The 22266-nt window shown below is 38.3% G+C and carries 11 protein-coding genes; 1 reads left to right on the top strand and 10 read right to left on the bottom strand.

The features are described from left to right. Positions 1–26: 26 nt before the first annotated feature. The 4 genes from CSW08_RS13635 to CSW08_RS13620 all read right to left on the bottom strand — a co-directional run bounded on the left by CSW08_RS13635 (position 27) and on the right by CSW08_RS13620 (position 7347). Positions 27–2690 (bottom strand): GH116 family glycosyl hydrolase, encoded by a 2664-nt coding sequence (locus CSW08_RS13635; RefSeq protein ID WP_106660422.1) that lies wholly within the window; start codon positions 2688–2690, stop codon positions 27–29. 340 nt (positions 2691–3030) lie between these two features. After that, the gene (gene fucP / locus CSW08_RS13630; protein ID WP_106660421.1) at positions 3031–4317 is read right to left on the bottom strand and encodes an L-fucose:H+ symporter permease; all 1287 of its coding nucleotides are present in this window, start codon (positions 4315–4317) and stop codon (positions 3031–3033) included. 16 nt (positions 4318–4333) lie between these two features. Further along, the gene (locus CSW08_RS13625; RefSeq protein ID WP_106660420.1) at positions 4334–6103 is read right to left on the bottom strand and encodes an L-fucose isomerase; all 1770 of its coding nucleotides are present in this window, start codon (positions 6101–6103) and stop codon (positions 4334–4336) included. Between the two features lie 8 nt (positions 6104–6111). Next, a complete protein-coding gene (locus CSW08_RS13620) occupies positions 6112–7347 on the bottom strand; it encodes a DUF6786 family protein (protein ID WP_106660449.1) in 1236 nt (411 codons plus the stop codon). A 790-nt stretch (positions 7348–8137) separates the two neighbouring features. Between CSW08_RS13620 and CSW08_RS13615 the strand changes: the two genes are divergently transcribed. Then, the gene (locus tag CSW08_RS13615; RefSeq protein ID WP_238987268.1) at positions 8138–9169 is read left to right on the top strand and encodes a formylglycine-generating enzyme family protein; all 1032 of its coding nucleotides are present in this window, start codon (positions 8138–8140) and stop codon (positions 9167–9169) included. Positions 9170–9254: 85 nt separating this feature from the next. Here CSW08_RS13615 and CSW08_RS13610 read toward each other — a convergent pair whose 3' ends face one another. The 6 genes from CSW08_RS13610 to CSW08_RS13580 all read right to left on the bottom strand — a co-directional run bounded on the left by CSW08_RS13610 (position 9255) and on the right by CSW08_RS13580 (position 21887). Then, positions 9255–9803: a YceI family protein gene (locus CSW08_RS13610; protein WP_106660419.1), complete on the bottom strand. Its 549-nt coding sequence runs from the start codon at positions 9801–9803 to the stop codon at positions 9255–9257. A 262-nt stretch (positions 9804–10065) separates the two neighbouring features. Further along, entirely contained in the window at positions 10066–11163 is a 1098-nt protein-coding gene (locus CSW08_RS13605) for an SGNH/GDSL hydrolase family protein (RefSeq protein ID WP_238987267.1), read from the bottom strand. 20 nt (positions 11164–11183) lie between these two features. Then, a complete protein-coding gene (locus CSW08_RS13600) occupies positions 11184–14243 on the bottom strand; it encodes a DUF5107 domain-containing protein (RefSeq protein ID WP_157831490.1) in 3060 nt (1019 codons plus the stop codon). Between the two features lie 492 nt (positions 14244–14735). After that, positions 14736–16814, bottom strand: coding sequence for an alpha/beta hydrolase family protein (locus CSW08_RS13595; protein WP_106660416.1), 2079 nt, complete (start codon positions 16812–16814; stop codon positions 14736–14738). Between the two features lie 49 nt (positions 16815–16863). Further along, on the bottom strand, positions 16864–19740 hold the full coding sequence (locus tag CSW08_RS13590; protein WP_106660415.1) for an exo-rhamnogalacturonan lyase family protein: 2877 nt from the start codon (positions 19738–19740) through the stop codon (positions 16864–16866). Between the two features lie 257 nt (positions 19741–19997). Continuing rightward, positions 19998–21887, bottom strand: coding sequence for an alpha/beta hydrolase (locus CSW08_RS13580; protein ID WP_106660413.1), 1890 nt, complete (start codon positions 21885–21887; stop codon positions 19998–20000). Positions 21888–22266: the final 379 nt, after the last annotated feature.

The raw sequence follows: 22266 nt of genomic DNA, 5'->3' as shown, positions 1-22266 counted from the left end.
CAATTCAGATCAATAAAAATTATAAGTTACACCTTAAAACGTTTTCCCGATACTATAACATTTTGTAGATCGATAGTTCCGTACTTTATGTCGATTACAGGTTTACCCTCCTTTAAACCGATATTCCCAAACCCCTTGGCAGTAGAAAGAAACGATGTAAAGTTATCCCCAATTCGGGAATCTATGTAAAGCGTTTTGTCCACAGCGTCATATTTAATCCCAGTCAATCCTTGTATAAGCCCATAACTTGACATAGCACGCGCATACCAACTTCCACACTCATATTCGTTGAACGGGTTGCGAATACGTCCGTCGTACCGATCACGACAAGTCCGTACAATTTCCAATCCCTGTTCAACTTCTCCCATCATCATAAGATGGGAAGCTACTTGATATTCGATTCCCGTCCAAACCTCATTACTATAGACAAATGGTAAGGAAAGTTTTCCTCTCTTTGGCCAAGAACACAAAAGTAATCCGCCTTCATTTCCAAGTGCATATGATGGACGTTGTGGGTTAACATGATCCGTTAGGTCTCTTTTGAGGTTATACTTATGTACAGCAATCAAATGATTTCTTGTTTTTTCTGCATCAACTGGGTCTTCCAGTCCACACATTCTTGCAATCCATCCTCCCAATATACCATCCGAAAGACACCCTTGTCCATACTGGTATTTTGGACCCTCGTTCTTCAATATTATAAGGGCTTCCTCTGAATAACTGCCACCCACTGATATTTCCGAAGCTTTTACAGGATCGGGGGCTTGAAGCCCGGTCCACTGGATCTTTTGAATAAAATATTCCCCATTATATAATTCATTCTCCATATACTTTTTCCCCTTTGAATAAAGCAGGTCATAGAATGATACATCTTTTTTCAACGATTTCCCCATTTTGCTTATCGCTAATAAAGCGCCCAAATAAAAGCTGGTGCACATTCCATCTGGCCCCCAGAATTCAATGTCATAAGTATTATGGTGCGGCTCTTCTAAAACACCTTTGTTTAGGGGATCCCAAGTTTCAACGCAATAATCCATACTGACCTTTACTAATGGGTACATCTTTTTGAGCCAATCGTTATCCCCACATATTCTCCATTCCCTATATACTTTCATTATTCCTCCCAGTTGTCCATCAGATGCAGCATGGAAATCATGCTTGGTAGGAGAAATTGGTAAATTAGACCTAAAGGTCTGATGTCCTTCTGGACTTTGACTTTCGCAGAATTCTGTATGTCTCAAGCTCCTTTCCAGTGCAGGAAAAAGATGAGGAATGGCCTGTGCATAGTTCCAAACATGTGTACATGAACCAGGGCAGCAACCGTTGTCATCACCACAACCCTCCCAACTCCATAATCGACCATCGAATTGCCTCATTACTGTGGGCGATTTAAGAATAGTCATATTCGCTGCTACGGCTTCAATTACCTCAGATGGGAGAGTACTGTTATAAAATGCATCTCTAAAAAGAGAAGATCGCTCATAGAGATTATCATAGTTGTCTCTCCAATACTTGACAACTTCTTCAATATTATTGAACTTGCTGCTATACCAAGGTTTATAGGTTTTAGATGGAATGATTTTTATGCCCTTCCCAAGACCAGAATCCATAATGGAAGAACAACAATCAACAGAATCATTACAATTTTTATTAGATGTGACATCTCCAAAATGAAGATCGGATGCCGGGACATACCAGGCCATCATCACTCGAATGGATTTTTCTTCTCCCCCCTCTAATTTAAAAGGCACAAACAGAGAAGCGCCTGGAGCCCCTTCGTCAACAGGAGCATTAGGCATAACCTTTCCTTCTTTTATTGTGTTCCAAAGCATAGTTAGTGGATCAAACCAGGCTCCACGAAACCAGCAGTGATCTACCACTGTATTTTCATCATCAGAAAATATAGCAAAATTTGTTTCTAATTGAGGTGCATCCTTTGAACCTTCCTGCCTCAGGACAAAACCTTTTATCACACCCTTAATGCTGCCCTTATGTGCACTGTCCAGAACAAAATTTCTTGAATTATAGGAAAAAACAGCCTCGATAGACTTATTGCTCCTATTCTTGAACTTATACTCTAATGCTCCTAAAGGAAGACTTGAATTATCTTCATCCGTAGGTATAAAGGGGCTCCAACCAAGCACCTCAACATTTAGGGGCAGGTCTTCGTCTTCAAGTTTAATGGTTGCGAAGGGGAAGTTTGTTCTAAAATTAGTTTTTCCAAACCGTGGTAACCCGTAGTTTGCTCCAAAGGATCCGTTCCCTGTTCCTCGTTGTCCGAACATTTTCCAATCGGGTACGGGTCCCTCGATAATTTTAGCACCTTTATCCAGATCTTTCACCGAAATGGCAGCAAACATGTTCGGTTCATGGAATATCTCTGGTCGATTACGTATGGACATGTGCGATATAGATCCCGTCCCTTCTAGACAGAACATCCCCGCACCCATTCCCCCGATTGGAAAAGCAACCCTATCTAAATGTTTCCCAAAATAGTCAACATTATAACCCCGGGTTCCCCCCGCAAATTCCTTTGAGCCCGGATAAGTAATTTTATTTTCTTCACTTTCGTATGATTGCAGCACCGATTGGGCAAGCAAGGAACTAGGTACCACTGAAGCGCTAACGCCCCCAGCAACAAGTTTTTTTAAAAACGATCGACGATTTTTGTATCTTCCTTTATTCTCCATGATTACATATAGGCTTAGACTATCAGCATATTTTTTTAAAACAATTAAATTCTGTAAGGGTACCAAAAATTATTAGTTCTATCTTCCAACCCATTATGAATTAAGTCAAAGATTTAAACTTAATAAAACATGATGAATTCCTGTCAACCCCACAAATCCTATCTCTTTAAAAATTATAATTCCTTTTTAATTTATTTCAGTAAGAATGCATGACAACATCTTAACTAGTTTACTCAGAGTTTTCTATATATACAGAGATTAATATTTAATAAACTCCAGTTAACTAGTCTTTAACTTAATTTTTTATTAATAATTTATAAAACATGGTACATTAAACGTTTCAAATTAAGCCTTTTGGTTCCAACTTTCTTTGGATTCCAGCATAAAGCAATACTACAAAAAAGCATATTAATGGGATAATAAAGGATATTTTGATACTTTGAGTCCAATCAGAAATTTGACCCTGTATCGTAGTAAATACCGCTCCTCCCAAAATAGCCATTATAAGTCCGGATCCACCTATTTTAGTGTCCTGTCCCAACCCCTGCATACCCAACCCATAAATTGTTGGGAACATCAATGACATAAATCCAGAGATTGCTACAAGAGACATTACCCCTATATACCCTCCACTATTAATTACCAAGAGAGTACTTATTCCTCCTCCAATCGCACTGATAAATAGCAATCTTCTAGGTGCTATATATTTCATTAAACCGGTGAATATAAAACGAGAAATAGAAAACAAAATCAAGGAGGCCATATAATAATTGGCCGCATTGTCCTCGTTAACTCCAAGTTCCTGCATTACATATCGAATAGTAAACGACCATACACCGATCTGCGCGCCCATGTAAAAAAACTGAGCAATTACCGCCCAACGATAATTTAACTTTTTTATGAGTCTTTTTATACTGTTCATCAGATTCAAATTAGCACTTTCATCTGAGGCTTTGGGCATATTAGTATATTTCACCATAATCCAAATAATCAAAAGACAGAGAGCCAAACTAACATATGGTCCCATTACGGAAACAAGTTCTTCTGATTGTATAGCCCTTAACTTGTCAGGCACCATACTTGCACGTTCCTCCGCACTCGAAAGGTTTAGATGGGAAAGAATAAAAAACTTGCTCAATATAACTCCCGTTATTGAACCCAAAGGATTAAATGATTGTGCTAGGTTTAACCTTCTAGTTCCAGTTTCTTCAGGCCCCATAGAGATTATATAAGGGTTGGCCGCGGTTTCCAAAATGGAAAGTCCTCCTGCTAGAACAAACAATGCCACCAAAAAATGGCTATAAGCCATGGTAATGCTTGCTGGATAAAAAAGTATCGAGCCTAGAATAAAAAGACCCAAACCCACCAATACTCCTGTTTTATAACTGTATTTTTTAATAAGAATGGCTGCTGGTAAGGCAAGCAAAAAATAGGAGCCATAAAAGGCAATTTGAATCCAGGATGTCTGGAAATCTGTCATGCTCATAATACGCTTAAAAGCCGCCAATAACGTATCAGTCATATTATTGGCCAGCCCCCACCAAAAGAAAAGACTTGTCACTAAAATGAAAGGCCATAGATTTCCTGGCTTTATCAAAGTATATTTGGTCGATATATTTTTTGTCATTTTCTTTATAAATAATTTAATACAATGATCCGTAATTACTACAGGCTCTGTAATCAGCTCCTTCTATGTCCATGCCGAAGGAGTTCCAAGCTGTAGGCCTAAAAATTCTCTCTGGAGCTACATTGTGCATACAAACTGGAATCCGCAACATGGAGGCAAGGGTTATCAAATCATGTCCAATGTGCCCATAACTAATGGCCCCATGGTTTGAACCCCAATTGTTCATTACCGAGTAGACATCGGTAAAGGCACCTTCTCCTGTCAATTCTGGAACGAACCAAGTGGTTGGCCATGTTCTGTCAGTACGTTCGTCCAAAGTGTTATGTACCTTTTCCGGAAGGTCAATTGTCCATCCTTCCGCAATTTGAATGATTGGTCCCAGACCCTTAGTCAGGTTAATTCTACACATGGTTACAGGTATCCCACCCTTTGTGAGGTAATTAGAGGAATAGCCTCCACCTTTGAAATACCCCAAGTTTGCTGGGTACCATGTGGTCGCATCGAGGCATTCCTGTTTTTCTTTTTCGGAAATTTCCCAGAATGGCTTCATCACAGGCTTTCCATTTTTCTTCATTCTTCCAGTCCCGTCTAGGGTAGCCGAACCCGAGTTAATCAAATGGATAAATCCTTGACTAGCTTTATCTTCAGGCTTCCAGCCGGTTACACGTTCCACGGCATCGGGGCTCCAATAGGTACGCACATCGGCGAATATCTGGGCAGTGTTGGTCAAGAGATAGTTGAAAAGCATTGAGACACCATTCAGGGAATCGTTCTCCGTAGCCACTATGTAAGGCATCCGTATTCCGTTCCAATCAAATGAAGAGTTGAGAATCGCTTCCGAAAAATCTCCATTGGGTAGAAAATCCGTCCATTGCCTTTGACCTTGGAAACCAGAAACCAATGCGTTGTGCCCCAAGGATTCCTCACCAAAGCCCATTTTTTTCAACTTTGGGTTACCCTCCATAAGATCACGAATAATAAGCGTCATCTTGACTACAAATTCCCAGTCACCATCTTTTTGTTTTCGAGACCTTTGTTTACCTATTTCATTATAATCTTTTCCTTCCTTGCAGTTCTTCTTAGTCCATTTTAGAGCTTTGTCGTATTCGTCCTTGTCATATATTCCTTGTTCTATCCTTCTAAAAACCTCAGTAGAGTCCACAAATTCGTTACGCATACCTAGATAGGATTGAAAAAAGTCAGGTTCCACAGCAGAGCCTACGATCCCCATGGATACGCCTCCAATAGCCAGATAAGATTTTCCTTTCATCAAGGCCACTGCCATACCGGCTCTGGCAAAACTCAAAAGTTTTTTCTTTACATCATCAGTTATAGTTTTATCGTCAATATCCTGTACATCGTGTCCATAGATTCCAAAGGAGGGCAATCCTTTTTGGTTGTGTGCCGCCAAAGTGGCGGCTAGATAGACCGCTCCTGGCCGTTCTGTCCCATTGAAGCCCCAAATGGCCTTTGGAATATGCGGATCAGTGTCCATGGTCTCGGTTCCATAGCACCAACAGGGGGTAACCGAAAGAGAAACTCCTACATTTTGGGATTTAAATTTTTTATCACAGTCCGTGGCTTCCTTAACACCACCAATGCAGGTATCAGATATGACACACTGTATGGCCGTTCCATCAGGATACCTTAAATTTTCATTGAATAAAGCCGCAATGTTTTTTGCCATGTTCATGGTCACTTCCTCCAAGGATTCCCTTACTCCTCCAAGCCTTCCATCTATTATAGGGCGGATTCCTATCTTGGGATATTCACTTCTTTCAGACATACTATTTTTTATTTGATTTTACCACTTTGAAATGCATCCTTTATAGTTTGCATACTTACACCAAAAACACTTTGTATAATTTTATTCAATTCTTCATCATCTCCTGTGAAATGAAAAACGCTGTGATTGTGTATCAGACTTTCCTCAGGCGAAAGGAAGGCGGCGGGTGAGGCACTTTCAATTTCATAAAACGGCCCCATCTGTGAACCATCTTCCAAGGGTCCGTCGTTATAGGCGTTAATTACATCTCCAACAAAAGGATTCTTTTTAGTTGTCCATTCCTGATTTAGGAAAACGGATTCTTTCTCCACATCAAAAATGGCAATGGTTAAAATATTGTTTATAGCGTCATAACTTCCCGCAACGTTTTTGGCTATTTTTGGAGAAATACCCAACTTGCCTCTTGATTTTCCATCAGCCCTGAAAAATATGGTGCTATCTAAATATTTAATCCTGTCTAATGAAATTTCCCCAAAATAATCTGTAGTGACAAATTTGTCCAAGTCTCCTTTATGGAATGGTATTAATATTACTGTATTATCGGAAGGGGGAAACATATCTAATATCCAGATACACGGTGCCCCAGTTTCTTTAGTCCATGCAAATTGCCCAGTATTTATAATCTCATTGTAAGTTTTGAATCCTACAAAATTCAAACTCCCAAGATCTATATGCAACAAATTCTCAATTTGGCTAGCTCCCAATATTTCAACCCTCCTTACAGCTTTAATATCAAGTTGAGTATCTGCGTAGTTCCTCAAGGACATTTCCTTTTCCATAGTAACACTAATTTCATTTATGTCTGTCACTTTCCAATATTCCGAGTCGATTGGAGGAGGAGTTTTCCAATTATCAAAATTCATTTTGTCACCAGGCTTAAAGAATAAAGAAAATGCACTCCCCTCGGGTCCCAGCCAAAATCTGTTTTCTCCACCATAAGCATTCATATGATCGTCTTTTTCATCAAAGGCTTTGTAATTTATCCATCCAAAACTTTTTCCATTTAACCCCGATGCTGTAGAAGTGAAAACCTTACCTTGAAATTTTGGAGAAATCACTACCTGAGAACTATCAATTTTTAGAACAACAAGTTCCTTGTCTCTTTTTTGTAAAAATTTTAAATCATAACCTAAACTTCCTTCTTTGTATATAAGTTCATCCATTTTTTGTTCATTTTTTACTTGCTGTACACAGGAAATTAGTGTTGTAATTACCACTAGGATAATATGTTTGTTAATTCTCATAAGTATATTTTTATAATGCTCCATTTACTTTAGTTTATAAATGTTTATCCGACCCTAAGATGAAATAATTATTTATACTAATAAAACAACTGCTAATCTCCACTTTTAATTAACTTCCAATAGTCCTTTAAATCAATTTTCTTGCGGGCAGGCAAACATCTCGTTCCACTCACTAATTAGTCAATACCTGCTTCCTAATTCATCTGTAAATTTCTCGTAACTTATAGTTCGGTGCTAGGCATTAGAAAGCAAAAAAAATAGTCCCTAGATGTACTTCCCTTTATTCTTCGTCATTATATTAAGACAATAAGTATAAAATGAAAAAAAACCTTTTCATAAATTTAAGCTTTTAAAACAACTGTACATTAATTAAAAATGACACTTATTTTTTCAAAAATATGCATAATCATATAAATAACAAAAAAAAATGCACATTATCTTATTTTTTATTTATTATTATTTATAAAACCTTTAATTTTATTTATAAAACCTTTTTTAGTTAAATATAGTTAACGAAGTTTTATCTTACAATCACTTATACATTTTTAACATAATTATTAATCCAGTTTCTGTATTCAAATACTCCCAAGTAAAAATATTAACAGACTTATTACTCAATTCAGCCAAGGGTTTTCTTGTATAAATCCGTAATCAACAAGTATATAATAGTATTTATTATCAATGACTTATTTAAAGAAATTTAAATTTTAGGAGGATTATTATGACTTTGATACACTTGATTTGAATTATTTGTAATATTTTTATAACCTCAAACAAAAAACATTCTAAAGTGTATAAAACAACACAACAATCAGATAGCACCACATACCTTATTTTTTTTCTTCTTTTCCTTTCTATTATTGGACTTGAATCCTGTAAAACTTATAATCCCATGGTTGATAAGCAAGATAAGCAGCCAGAATCCCGAGAGGGATATAAAGAAGAAATCCCTGCCACTGATATCACTTTCGATATGGTTATGATTCCTAAAGGAACTTTCATAATGGGGAGCCCAGATTCACAGAAAGACAGAAATGTTGATGAAGGCCCTATGAAAAAAGTTGAAGTGGACGCATTTTATATGGGAAAATATGAACTGGTCTGGGAAGTGTTTGAACTTTTCTATACGCAAAACCAAAAGCACTTCCAGACATTGGAGACAGATAAGCTTCATTCTGTTGATGCCATCACGAGACCCAGCCCTCCTTATGAAGACCCATCAAACGGCATGGGAAAGGCAGGATATCCGGCAATAAGCATGTCCACTTATTCCGCGCTGGTATTCTGCAAATGGTTAAGCACCATAACTGGTCGGTTTTATAGATTGCCGACTGAAGCGGAGTGGGAATATGCTGCTAAAGCGGGCACAAATACGGCCTATTCATTTGGGGACGAAGTGACCGACCTAGATAAATATGCCGTTTATTATAAAAACTCTAAAAACCAATACGCCAAGGTTGGAAGCAAACTACCCAATCAATGGGGGCTCTATGATATGCACGGCAATGTGTCCGAATGGACAATGGATGAGTATAGGGAAGATGCCTTAGCCATTACGGAAAGCAAAAACCCATGGGTCAAACCTACGTCAATCCATCCAAGGGTTATAAAAGGTGGATCATGGAAAGATGACGCACATCATCTAAGATCTTCGGCAAGATTTGCCTCTAGTTTAATATTACAAAAAAGAGACCCACAGATACCAAAAAGTTTTTGGTGGAATACCGATTCAAGTTTTATTGGTTTTAGATTGGTGAGCCCTAAAACAGAACCCTCTCCTGAAGAACAAAAACAATTTTGGAAGACCGTTTTGGATGAATAGAACATGAACGTGTAAGCAACAACCTTCCATAAAATGCTTTGCTTACTTATTACTAAAAAAGTAACTGTTGATAGGAATAGTATTCCTATTCAAAAATCAGATTAAAATCAATTGTAACTAACTCGCCAACGACGATTTGTCCAAACATGGCGGTTGGGGGCTCTATATTAAAATCCCGAAGCTTGATCTCTTTAAAACCTTTAAGAATATAGCCCCCTCCAAACTGTTTCAATATTGATTTAATATCAATTTCTAATCCTACCCCCGCAATGTTAAGTATGCCAGTAACGAGATAAGTATTCTCCATACCGTCCATCTTCTTTACCACTTTAGACTCGAAATAAATATTTGGGCACTCTTCTTCCTTTAGGGCAACATGCATTTTCTTATCCATGGCTGCCCCAGGTTCACTTTTTATTTGAGCCACTTCTACCTGTATTTTTAAATTATTTGGTTTCCCACCATCCAGAATAATCATCGATCCCTCTTTGGAATTGGCTGTAACCACCCAATCATGCAATGTGGAGGAACCGTTTATTTTAAGAATACTTTTATTGGATAATTTATATGATCCTTGGGAATTACCCACATAAACGGAACATATCAATACTACTAAGAAAAGTCTAATTTTCATCTGTCTTTATATTTAATTGTTGGGAAAATCACGTTTGCTATAGTTCACTACTTTGCAGTCAACAAATATTTCTCACTTATTCCCATCTCCTTAATTTATGCTCTTCCACATAAAACCTTTTTTCTACCAAAACGTTTTGGCGCATAATTCTCTGCCATGAAAAGAGGTAGTCCAACTTCTCAACGGCATTCCGAAGCCTAACTTAAATGTCCTTTCCAATATGCGTAATTAATCTTCAAAATTTCAAATCCCAACAATAGTTTCACCAAACAACATTTTCATCAATAAACGCAATCAATTTTTGGGCCATTACTTTCTGTTCTTGTTTACTGGGATGATTATCGGTATTTTTATAAGGTATTATAAGCACATCTATTTTAGGGTCGTTTAAATTATTGACCGCTTTATATATGAATTCCGGCCATTTTGAATCCTTTTTAGTTGCATCCATATTCCCGAGAGCACAGATAATATGAGCCCTGGGATAATGTTCCCTAATCGAAACTATAAAATCTTGGTAAGCTGATATAATCACATTTTCTTTTGGAGCCTTATTACCAAACCGTCTCTTAAATTCCTGGTGATCCGGCATATCTATAAGCCAAGAATCGTTTTGCAGTAAATTTATAACCACAACATCTGGCGAATATAGGGAAAAGTCCCATTTACTTGTAGTATCTTGCGGCACTAACCGATCGTACATTTCAGGCATTGTCAGTGGTTCCCAACTTATTGTTATTCCGATGCCGCTTCTACATATACATCTATATTCGGCCTTGAAATGCCTAGCAGTTATGGCCGCATAACTAAGATAATTATTGGTGTAGGTACTATCTGGAGAGTCCTTCCCAGAATAGTCTTCCACTGCATAGCCTGCGGTGATGGAATTCCCATAGAATTCCATTTTTCTTTTTGGGGAAGGTGAAGGCCCCAAGACTTTAGCCCTACCGTTTATTCTAAATCCTTGAAAAGTAGAATTCCCTCTGTTCCATTCCGTTCTTTTAAAGATTTCAACAGTGTGATTTTTTTTGGACAGACCCGAAGCCAATAAATATTCCCTTTGCACTGTGTCGGGTCGTATTACCCCAACAATATCATTGTCTATACTGATATTATAATAGTTATCCCCGTCAGAATCTTTCATATTGGCAGCAATTGAGGCACCATGAAAATTTAACTTAATAGAGGTACCTGACCAATATAATTGCGCCCCATTTACTTTAGTCGTATCTATGCGCCCTTCATAAACAATATGTGGATCATTATACGTTACAAATACCGCCTTATCTGTATTGCAACTAGAAAGACTAAGTGCCATATTGGCCGATATCAACATTTTTACAAATCTAATTGTACCCATTTTAACCATGTTAGTCAACTTTATTCAATCCTTGTGATATCCAAAAAATCCTTTACTAATAAAAATTGGTTTTCTAAAGGATTTTCAATGATTTGTTCCATCCCTTCTTTGGTAAGTGTGCCATTGGAACTATCTCCTTTATCCATTGCAATGACCCATTGGATGTACACGTTTTCAGTATCCTTACTAAAAGCGTCATTAATAAGTTGTTTTGATTTGGCTACCTCACCAGTTCTTCGGAGTGCCAGTACCTGCAGGTATAATTTTGAATTTTCTCTATCGTTCCGATCAAGCAAATAATCAGTGACCTTTAGATTGTATTTTAAAGCCAGTCCCCTCTTCCCCATTTTTTCATAGCAATAGGCCAAAATAGCATTTTCAAGACGCTCATCAACATTATAGGGTTTCCCGCTCCCTAATTTCTTTGGCCATAGTTTTGCCTTCTCCACATATTGTATGGCCGAAACATAATCCCCTTTTTTCAAAGCATCGAAAGATAGACGAATTGCAGCCTCATGGTAGATCATCCTACCCTCTATAGCCCCTTCAAATGGGATGATTTCCATCCCTTCTAAAAAAGACACAGTTTCTTTGTATTTTCCCAATTTCAGCAGGACATTCACATACCTAATTCCCATAATCGAATTCTCTGGGTTGGCAGAATAATTTTTTTTGGCAATTTTGGAAGCCTCCAAGTATTTTTTTTCCTTCATCAACTGATCTACGAGGGCTAGTTGTACCCGCCAATCACTGGGGGAAATGGCTCTAGCCCGTTCAAGAGAAGATTTTATTATGGGGCTGTCATCAGAAAATAATTTGGCCTTTGCCAAATAAAAGGGTGCATAGTCAGGTAAATCCCTACATTTCAATACAAGTTCTTTTGCCTCTTTGGTCATGTCTTTCTTCCAAAGAATTAATGCTGCGTAATATTTAAGTTTCCAATCATCACTTAATTCCATTAATTCGGTTAGAGCCTCATAAAGTTCCGTCCTAAAGGGAAATACCAAGTATGGGGAGGTTTTCAAGGCCATTTCAAGCCAGTCGTTCCTATTGGAAACATCTAAAAAAGCCAGCAGTAATAATACTTTTACATCCCTTGGACTGGCCATTAGAACTGAGATGCTTTCTTTATCACGGCCAACACCATAATATTTCAAGGCTAAATCAATATAGGATTCAGCCTGCAGTTCATTTGTAATCAAGGTTTGTAAATCTTTAGATTCCGAATTACCAATCAATATTTTTTCATTTACCACGAATGAATTAGTATTGTCTAGACCATAGAGCTCATCCAAGATCTCGTCAGCTTCTTCCGATTTTTTTTGTAAACGGAAAATTAGCGCCTTTATTTCAAGGGCTACCATATTAGACCTGTTATAATCCAAAGCCTTGCTGACCTCTATCATCGCCTTGTCTAGGTTGTTTTGCTTCATATATAATTTCGCCAATTCGGTATAAGCCGCGCTTCTATGGGAAGTGGATTGAGAGGCAATATAAAACCCGCTCAGCGCATTGGCCAATTCGCCGATTTTGGCATTTACAATTCCAAAAAGATAATTTGCCTCTGGATCATAGGTGTTTATCGAAAGAGATTTCTTGATATATAAAAGCGCCTTCCCGTATTGCATAGCCCTGTAATGATTGAAAGCGACCCTATTTAGGGCAGGGGCATACGCCGGATCCAGTTCCAGAGATTTCATATAGAGTTCCTGCGCAACTTTCCTGGGGTACCCCCCCTTTACATATGCATATTGCTTTTCCGTTTCCAAGCCTTTGGTAAATAATCCAACAGCAGAATTCCAGTTAAACTCTTCATTAGCAATGACCGGCCTATCGACAATATAATTTTCCATTTCCATTTTGGAACTGTATAATAAAATAGAATTCCCTACTTCTATTTCAAAATCCTTATCTACCCCTACGTTCACCTTACCAGTAAACAGGTCCAAAGGCTTAAGTTGTAAAGTGAAAGTTGCTATTACTTTATTTTTAGAACGTACAACCAAATTAGCATTCAGCGGAGCCAAGGCACTTAACCGTATCCCAATAATGGAATCGTTTATGTCATTTACATTGAGTACGGCATTTCTATTGGCTTTTACCATTCCACCCGTTTTCTTTAGAGGAAAATATATTTCGGAAGAAATATCACTATCATAAGGTGTAAATTCACGGTGCTTAAAAGGCGTAAAAGTACTTTCATCCATGGCCTGATTGAATGTAGACCCTGTCTGAAATTCAATGTACTGTCCGTCAGAATCAGTTAAGAGGTCTTCCCATATCATTCCTTCATCCGAAAGACCCCAGATCCAAAGTTTTCTACCCGGCATTTTATCGTACTCATGAATATTTCCAAAACCAAAATCATCATCGTGATAATATCCTCCCATAAATTCGGCAATACTATTAATGATATGATAGGATTTTGGCCCTCCAAAGTCATTATTCCTATAAAAGGAAATATCCCTATTGTCATCTTTAGGCCATTTGCCTACTTGACGATCATGTCCAATATGATGGCTTCCAGGAAAAATAAATTCCAAATCGCCATCAACCTTGGCTGCGGCATTGGAATAGTGGTAAAAAGGAACAGGGAGGTTACCCGTATTGAAACAGGAACTGATGGTCTCTACAAATGCCTTGTCTTTTTGAAGGTTTATCTCTACATTCCACTTGGTCTGGGTATGTAGGTCGATCGCACCTATAATACAGGAAACACTTCCATCTTCATTATTCTTGATAACATAGTCCTGGGGAGTGGCACAGGTCGAGGTATGACCCATAATACCATAATTAAATTCAAGGCCTCCTGATGTCCAAGGCCCCCGATGAGCAACATCCCTAAATTTAACCACTTCATTATAATACAAAAATTCACCACCAGTAGATTTTTCGATTGCACCCCAAATTTTACCCCCTACATCGGTATTAACAAATACTTTTATGTAGTCGTTCTCCAGAATCACCATATTCCATTCCTTTTGACTGCTCTTATTCGTAAAACCTTCATATTTAAAATAAGGATAGTTCTTTTCCATATCTGGAACTGGATTTGGATCGGAGAACATATATGTTTCCATAACTATCTTTTTTTCATATATACTTGCTTTTTGACCATAACCCAACTGTATAAGTAGAAAACAAATTATTAAAGGTGACCATCTATTGTTCATCGAATCTATTAATTAAATTAAAAATAACGAAATATAATAACATAACTATTTAAAAGCAACTATTTAAATATAAATATCTTTCATAAGCTTATTTTAATAAAAATATACTCTCAAAAATTATAAAATTAACCTTCATGCAAGGAGGGATTTTTAATGTAATGGCATCTTCAAGAAAATTTAGAAGTAAACGGAACGACTATAAAGATATTTCTACAACGATACTGTTAGATTTCAATTACATGATCTCATAACAAAGCCTTTCTATATCTAAAAAAGAAATCTTCATATTAAGAAATAAAAGCTATCTTCGGATAGATCGCACTTTTAAATGTTTTTCCTAATGTATGCCATTCATTAAAAAATATTTATTGATTGGCAATGGATAAACACATAAATGCTTCAGGGCTTCCATTCAGAAAAACTATCAATGATCTGGAAATTACTGGGATTTAAAGTTTCGTAAACCTGTTGAGTCCATTTATACGTCTCGGGCAATTCCCCAATTCCTATAAACTTGGTAGACATATTCATCCCAGCAACTTGCGCAAGATCCGTGACCCTTAGGCAGTTCAACATCTCTATAGCCTCTCCCCTTCCATCAGGACTACTGGCCATATTTTGGCTCTCTGGTGGATTTTTGACAAGGATTGTATTTATATTTCCATGTAACAAAGATGTGTACAATGCCACTACAGACATTTCCCCCTCGGCCGCAAGACTGAAACTAAGCTTGTCCTTACCCAAGCCAGGAATTGACGCCAATGCTTCCATACATCTAAGAACATCATAAACCCGCATTGAGGCAATGGTTCTCCCTGTCCAGGCCAATGACCTTCGAATATGCCATTGCATATTTGGAGACCAACCTGTTTCTCCTATTCCTCTGGCGTCTAAATAGACGATGGTCTGATTTGGGTCAATTCCAGACACAAATTTTCCAAAATCCATAAATGGTTCGTCCGGGTTCCTGAGGACCAATAAAATTGATTGTTCTTGTTCAGGAGGCTTATTCCAATATATGGTAAAGTTCAACCTCCACCCTTCTTCAGGAACAAAACTATATGTCTGTACACCATATTTTGCCTCTTCCGTCGTTCTGTACTCCCATCTAACATCAAGAAGACCCGGCTTTTTCGGGAAGGCCCTAAATGTCTTATTCTTCAAAAAATCAATTACCTTGCTCTTGTAATCTTCCAGTTGGGCATGATTCTTTACATTTAATGGTTTTGCCAATTCAATGAACGATTCCTGAATGGTCGTGGTCCTATCGTCCTTGGGTGCGCCTTTAACATATACCCTTAATTGTTCTAAGGACAACTGTGCTTTTTCTGACTTGTTTATATCTCCTATTTCATTTGGATGAACGATTTTCCCCATTAGATGTTTCATAAAAAATGAAAAAATCTTTGGGCGCAATGTCTCACGATCCCCATGACCACCATCAGCTTCTATCAAGGAAATGTTTTCGGATGCGCCATATAAATCATACACGTGCTTTACATCTTCATGAAGCTCCCTCACCGATTCAATCGCAAATAATGCATCCCGGTTTGGTGCGGCGATCATGAATGGTCTTGGAGCGATTAGAGCTCCTATATCGGAAAAATCCCTTTGGTAGGTATTCAACGGTCTCATACAATCGCATTGGTGATCAATAGTCTTCTGACATATTTCCGCATATAGTTTTTCTCCACCAGCCGCAGGGGCAGCTGCTTTAACCCGATCGTCGAGCGCTGCCAAATACCAGCTCTGCGACCCTCCTCCCGAAGCGCCTGTGACCCCCAGCGCCTCCGAATCCACTTCAGGCATTTGAGTTAAGAGATCCAAGCCTCTGATACCATTCCACAACTCCACACCTCCTGGATTGTATCCCCGGCTATACCAATGAAACCAACCATTGGTATTGGTTCCCCAGTGCTCTCCGCGAACTTCCCCCCACTGAATCGTTTCAATTATAAGACATACAAAACCGAGTTGGGCAAATTTATGGGCCAGACCTTGGTAATATACCTTTTGGGTATCGGCATGTCCACACAGGTACAATATGGCTGGTACTGGTTTTTTAATACCATTTGGTATATATAAATTAGCTGGCACATAGAGATTGGGAAGTGATTCATAGTAAATTTTTTCTATCCTATAGCCGGACATATGGATAGTTCCCACCTGTTTAATATTCAAAGGAGACCGAACCCCTTTTAAAGGAACGTCGTTCAACCCCAGCATCTCAACAAGTTCCTGATAACGTTCATCACGGACCGCCTGCCAGTCCTCAAGCGTATTTATATCATTGAAAAAACTATTGGAAACTTTTTTTGCTGACTCCATCAAATAGTTATGAATATTATTGGGCTGATCCTGTATGGGACAAAGGGAGAAAGGCATTTCCTGTGAATAAATTTCCCTCCCTAACATCCCCATAACTATAATAAGGAACAGTTTACTTTTTAAGGAAAGGTGTATTGAAAAATTTCTCATATAGTAAAATTTTAATAATTGAACCCGGTATATAGGCATAATAATGAAATTAATATAATGTGAATTTTTTTATAATCCTATCGTCGCCAACCTGAAGCCGAACAAAATAGACTTCGGACAATCCTTCAACCATTTCCTGATCGCTATCTCCTTTAAACGAAATCGGCACCTCCCCTTTGTGCAAACCTTCCTTCTTAAATTGCCAAATAACTTTTCCAGTCTTATTAAGTACATCCAACTGAATGTCCGACAGCGCTTTCAAGGTAACCATTAACTCTAATGTATTCGAGGTACTCGAGGTGACTCTTACATCAAACTCCTTTTCCTTATGGGTGGGTGGGGCAAAAGGTTCCCCATATTCCCGATAGTGATCAATAACGGCCATTCCCAATGGCTCATCCCATTGTAATTGCATAATATCATCTTTTGCGCGCCAATATTTGGGAGCTACCGCATTGGCCAAATATACCATATCACAATTAAACAGTCCCGATATTCCTAGATTCTCATATAAAGTCCTTTGTGCCGTTATTCTTGGACTCTCCTGACTTTCTATACTCCCCAAAGTGGAGAGCTCGCTGTAAACACTTTCCCTTATTTCCTTCTCGTTACGTGCCGCCCAATAAACTGCCGCCATAGATTCCCTGTGCCAATACAACCCCCACATATCCTTATTATGTTTATTAGCCTTCCACCAATCCAATATAGCCTCTTCCACGACGGGGTCTTCCTCATCCTGTAAATAAAGCCCATATCCCATAAACCATGTATTGTCTCTCCATTCATCTCCTGGGATCGATGTTCGTTTGACCGCTGAAACTAAAAAATTATCTGCTTCCTTTTTAGCCTGTTCGTAACCAACAACACTACCAAATGTTTTCAAACCAACGTAGGCACCTCCCGAAAGTTGATCAACGTCCGTGTTTCCCCAGTGATTCCATGCCGATCTTATTTCGTTCATTACTTCGTAGGTTCTCCAGTCTCCTGTTAAGTTCCAGTGCAAGTAATGACCAAGCCAATTAGTGCCATATCCATCCCACGCCACGCCACCGGTTCGGTCATTTTCATCTTGGGGTGTAACACCCCAATAGGCCGAATGCCTCCGTCCAAAACCGACTACTGTACTATCTTCACTACTGTAATGTTTAATCAAAGCATCCCTTATAAATTTAAGATGAGCCGATGCCGATTTCCAATATTCATACTGACCAGTCCGCAGATATTGCATAAATTTCCGATAACTTATCATTGTATTACCCCTTCTCCATCCGTCATAATCATCCTTCCTATTGGAAATTCCCCATGTTCCCAAATCCTTATTTCCAATTTGATAAGCATACATAAACATCATATCCCCATAATTCAACATTCCCAACCAACCAAACTCAATAGCAGATCTATCAATAAAAGTGGTACCTGTGGCCAAAAAAGCTTCAGTTTTAGGAAATTTAATATTGTCCTGCGGCATGATCATACCCGCGGCTTTGGTTCCTTTATACCCATACCACTCTGGATTCACGAACGGCTGAGGTGAATCCTCCGCTAATGAAGCAAAAACACCCTCCTTTTCTTGATCTTCAGGACCATGAAAAGCGTAAAAAACATCATGCGTAAAACTTACTCCCTGCATGCCCTTTGACCAGCCAGATGCCCGAAGGTCCAGCACCAGATCCCCATGATCAGGCCAGAGCCATGCATTCAGCGTTTTGTTCTCACTTATATAAGATAGTTCCTTGGGATACATATACGCCATATCCTTAATAGAAATGGTAACCCCAAACTTATCCGAACTAACATCTATCCAGCCACTGGTCTTTTCGGTTCCCTGTGTGACTTTTTTTCCAACCCCTACTTCCCAGTCCAAAGTAAATCCATTATGCTCTAGGTTGAACACATTATGGGGCCCTGTATTAAAAAGATAAGCCGTATCCTTTTTGCTCAAAAATTCACTTTTCGGCAATCCTGCAGCCTGAAACCTAGGAGGTGTTTTGAAATTCAAAGGAAGACTTAATCCCATTCTTCGGATATTGGTGATTTGTGGATCCCCTCTAAAAACAAAGTTATGTTGCACCCTTATAAAAGATTTTCCTTTATAAGCATGTACCCAAATGGTATAATCACTGTCCTCTTCCGATGCCCCCAAACGTCCTTTAATTTCAACAACAGTCCTAAGTGGCCCAGCCTCAATGACCTTTGCTGAGTATTTGCCATCAGCAGCTTTCTTTCGTCTCTCTTCCCCTCCTCCTTCGCTACGCATCCATTCAGGCCCTCCTTCAATCGTAGGGATAGCATTAGTAGCCGGAAAGGAAGTTCCCAACCTCAAATTACGGTTTGAATATGGAGTGGTGGCCCTAACTGGATTCGTTGTTTGCAAGTCCATGAAATAACTTTGGCCACTTTTGCCATTGACCAATTGTTCATCAGGCTCATAGATACCATTTTTATTTAGATCTAGCCATGCTTCGTCCAAAAAACCAAACATCCTTTTACTGATTGAAAATTTCAGGATCCCAGTATCCACAGTAATAAAATCTTCTGTCTCCATATGCATGGCCAACCCGTTTGTTTCCTTTTCTGATAACAATACCTGATCGATTGCTTTCCTATTTGCCCCCAGATCTTTTTGATAGTCCAATAATACCCATTTAATTGACCCATCGGACCAACGGGAAAGAATTCTTTTTTGGGAAACAGCACCAGCAATTCCAATTTGATTGATGTCAAAAATCGCCCCTTTAGGAAAAGGTATACCGCCTGTTATGGGCCACATTTCTCTATCAAAACCTGAATGATCCTCAATATTTAGATTTGGCTGGGACCACACACCATTTACGGAAAACAATACAAAAATACATCCCAGTTGTATTATATTGGTTAAGATGTTCATATAGCCATTTCCATTATTTTTAATTATCTCAGTTATCATAATAAAGTTTAAAAATTAATATTTCATTTAATAAGCATTTCTAAATGACACTCCCATCCGATAAAAAACACACAACCATAAAAATTCTCTCCTTTCCTATCTTTGTCCGACCCATTTTCACTCCTAGAAAAATTTGAGCAGTTGTCTCTGTTACTAAATATGCTAGATTCCATGATTTAAAGGAGTATCTAGACAGCCATTTATTACAAATAAGCCCCAGCAAAAGAACGAGATGAAAAAACGCCCTTTTCAGATCATTATTTTCCAACTACAAGGTATATCCTACCCCACGTCACACTTCTCGATATCGGATTGTTTGATTTGGTTTCGCTTTTGGCAAGTAATTTCAACTGATGACCCTTGGGACAATTTTCAGATATCCTAATAATAGAACTAAAAGTGATTCCATCTGTTTGCCAAATAGCAGGCAAAGCTTCATCGAACAATTTTTCCCCAATAATATAGGGGTCGTCATAGTAGAGCTGTGTTCTACGTCCGTCGGCATAAATCATAATTTCTTCGCCCGGAGATACCATTCCGTCCCCATTTCCCACACCCACTATAGTATCCTTTATAAAACGACCATCATCAATCGCTAAATTTTCAAATATAGGCACATCAAAAAAAATAGGTACCGAAAACACATTCTCAAATATGGTATTGTCCAATTGCAATTTTAGATGAACCTTTACCCCAAATGGACTCCCGTCTTTTGGCGGTTTCTTGTTGCAGTGAACCATAATGGGAGGAATATTCACGTTTCCATTGTGATCCACAATACCCTTAATGGAAGAAGGTTCAAAAATCACACTTTCATCCCCGGAATCAACATTGACAATAATGACTTCATTTTCTTCAACAGCTTCACCAAGGTTGACGATTTTAAGACTTAATTTATTCTCACCCTCCCAGAGCATTTTTCCGTTTTCTCCAACTGTATAATCCACAAAGGTTAATTTAGAGCCACCCCCTTGTTGATATATACCTATTTCATGGCCCTCCCCATCAAACTCGAATTGAAGTCTACCATTTATATTACTTTTAAGGTGCCGATTATGGATCTCCCCATCTTTCCTACTGTAATCCTTTATGAAATAAATCGTAGCTGGCTCATAGATTGGGCCTGTAGTTACGGTTGTTTGGACATTTCCTAGAGTCGGCCCATTAGGAAGCCATTGATTTGTATAAAAACCAAATCCATTTTTGGAAACGTTTGAAAGAAAGAGGAAGCCTGGTTGGTTTTTATCGCTTTCAACATTATAATCCCAAACCTCAAAATTGTCATATAGATCATAATGCGACCAACTTTCTTTTCGAGGTATACATTTTTGTAAGTAATCAACTATAAAGACCAATGCTTTTTCAAAAGAATCCGTTCTTCCAGGCTTATCAATTTCATGACCTCCATTAAATTGCCAGTACTCATAAGTCGAATTTCCTTCCCAAACAACACCATTATTGACCTCCTCATTAAGACCTGAAAGTTCTCCATGGGAACTATTATGAAAACGAAGCGGCACATCACTTAGATTAGTAAATGTATATTTCAACGGATAAAAAGTATAGTTCCTTGGGGTACCAATATAAAACTCCGTACTTCCTGACATGTTAACCGCCGCACCTATCTTATCTGGATACTTTCCAGATAAATAAAACGACATCATGCCACCCATACTGAACCCCATAAGCCCCCTTCCACACCTATTATCCAAGGTTCGATATTTGCTATCAATATACCCCGTCAATTCCGTAAAATAATCCTTCATTTGGGCTTCGTAGACCATATGCTCATGGTAGCCCATATTATAGGGCCTTGGATTGGACTCTTCCATCCGACCGTTTGGCATTACCAAAATAATCTGGTATTTGTCCACTAACTTACCAATCAAATCATAAGCTAAATTTGCACTGTCCTCATAATGGCGTCCGCCCCAGCCATGAAAATAATAAATAACGGGATACTTCTTTGAGGTGAAATCCCCATAGCCTTCAGGCAAGTAGACCCTAAACGATTTTTTTCGATTGAAAACTTTACTAAAATGACTCAAATCCTGATAAGGAGGGGTTTTTGTATAATAGAAAATACCAATACCGACTATAAGTAAAATTAGTATTCCTACCCCACTCCTTTTAATAAATGTGTTCATTTCTTTATTTTTACCACTCCAGATTCTTTAAATCCTAAAATCTTTGTACAATTTGAAAAGGGTTAAGCTTACTTAAGAATCAAGCATCTCCCATTGTAAATCGGATAGCATCCCCTAGCAAAAAGTATTATAACGAATTCAAAAAGTTCATCTTTACACTTTTTTAAAGCTACCATAACCTCAGACCATTAAGCATAATGCCATTTTACTCCTCTAATTTAAAAGGATTAAAAATCAAATTTAATATTATTAAAATTAATATAAAAGTTTTTGAAAGGTTTTATATTTCAAATAGTTTGCTTAAATGAGATGAATTACATCCCTCTCTTCTTCACTCCACACTTAGATGCCTTATACACCCTCGTTGGGCTTAAGCAAA

The sequence above is a fragment of the Confluentibacter flavum genome, from assembly GCF_002843175.1.
Taxonomy (GTDB): domain Bacteria; phylum Bacteroidota; class Bacteroidia; order Flavobacteriales; family Flavobacteriaceae; genus Confluentibacter; species Confluentibacter flavum.
Note: the sequence above shows the minus strand (reverse complement) of the source record. Positions and strands in the feature narration are given on the sequence as shown.

Excerpts from the sequence above, each read along its gene's own strand:
- CSW08_RS13600 (WP_157831490.1), bottom strand. The coding sequence starts at position 14,243 with ATGGAAACATATATGTTCTCCGATCCAAATCCAGTTCCAGATATGGAA.
- CSW08_RS13625 (WP_106660420.1), bottom strand. The coding sequence starts at position 6,103 with ATGTCTGAAAGAAGTGAATATCCCAAGATAGGAATCCGCCCTATAATA.
- CSW08_RS13590 (WP_106660415.1), bottom strand. The coding sequence starts at position 19,740 with ATGATAACTGAGATAATTAAAAATAATGGAAATGGCTATATGAACATC.
- CSW08_RS13580 (WP_106660413.1), bottom strand. The coding sequence starts at position 21,887 with ATGAACACATTTATTAAAAGGAGTGGGGTAGGAATACTAATTTTACTT.
- CSW08_RS13620 (WP_106660449.1), bottom strand. The coding sequence starts at position 7,347 with ATGAGAATTAACAAACATATTATCCTAGTGGTAATTACAACACTAATT.
- fucP (WP_106660421.1), bottom strand. The coding sequence starts at position 4,317 with ATGACAAAAAATATATCGACCAAATATACTTTGATAAAGCCAGGAAAT.
- CSW08_RS13605 (WP_238987267.1), bottom strand. The coding sequence starts at position 11,163 with ATGGGTACAATTAGATTTGTAAAAATGTTGATATCGGCCAATATGGCA.
- CSW08_RS13610 (WP_106660419.1), bottom strand. The coding sequence starts at position 9,803 with ATGAAAATTAGACTTTTCTTAGTAGTATTGATATGTTCCGTTTATGTG.
- CSW08_RS13595 (WP_106660416.1), bottom strand. The coding sequence starts at position 16,814 with ATGAGAAATTTTTCAATACACCTTTCCTTAAAAAGTAAACTGTTCCTT.
- CSW08_RS13635 (WP_106660422.1), bottom strand. The coding sequence starts at position 2,690 with ATGGAGAATAAAGGAAGATACAAAAATCGTCGATCGTTTTTAAAAAAA.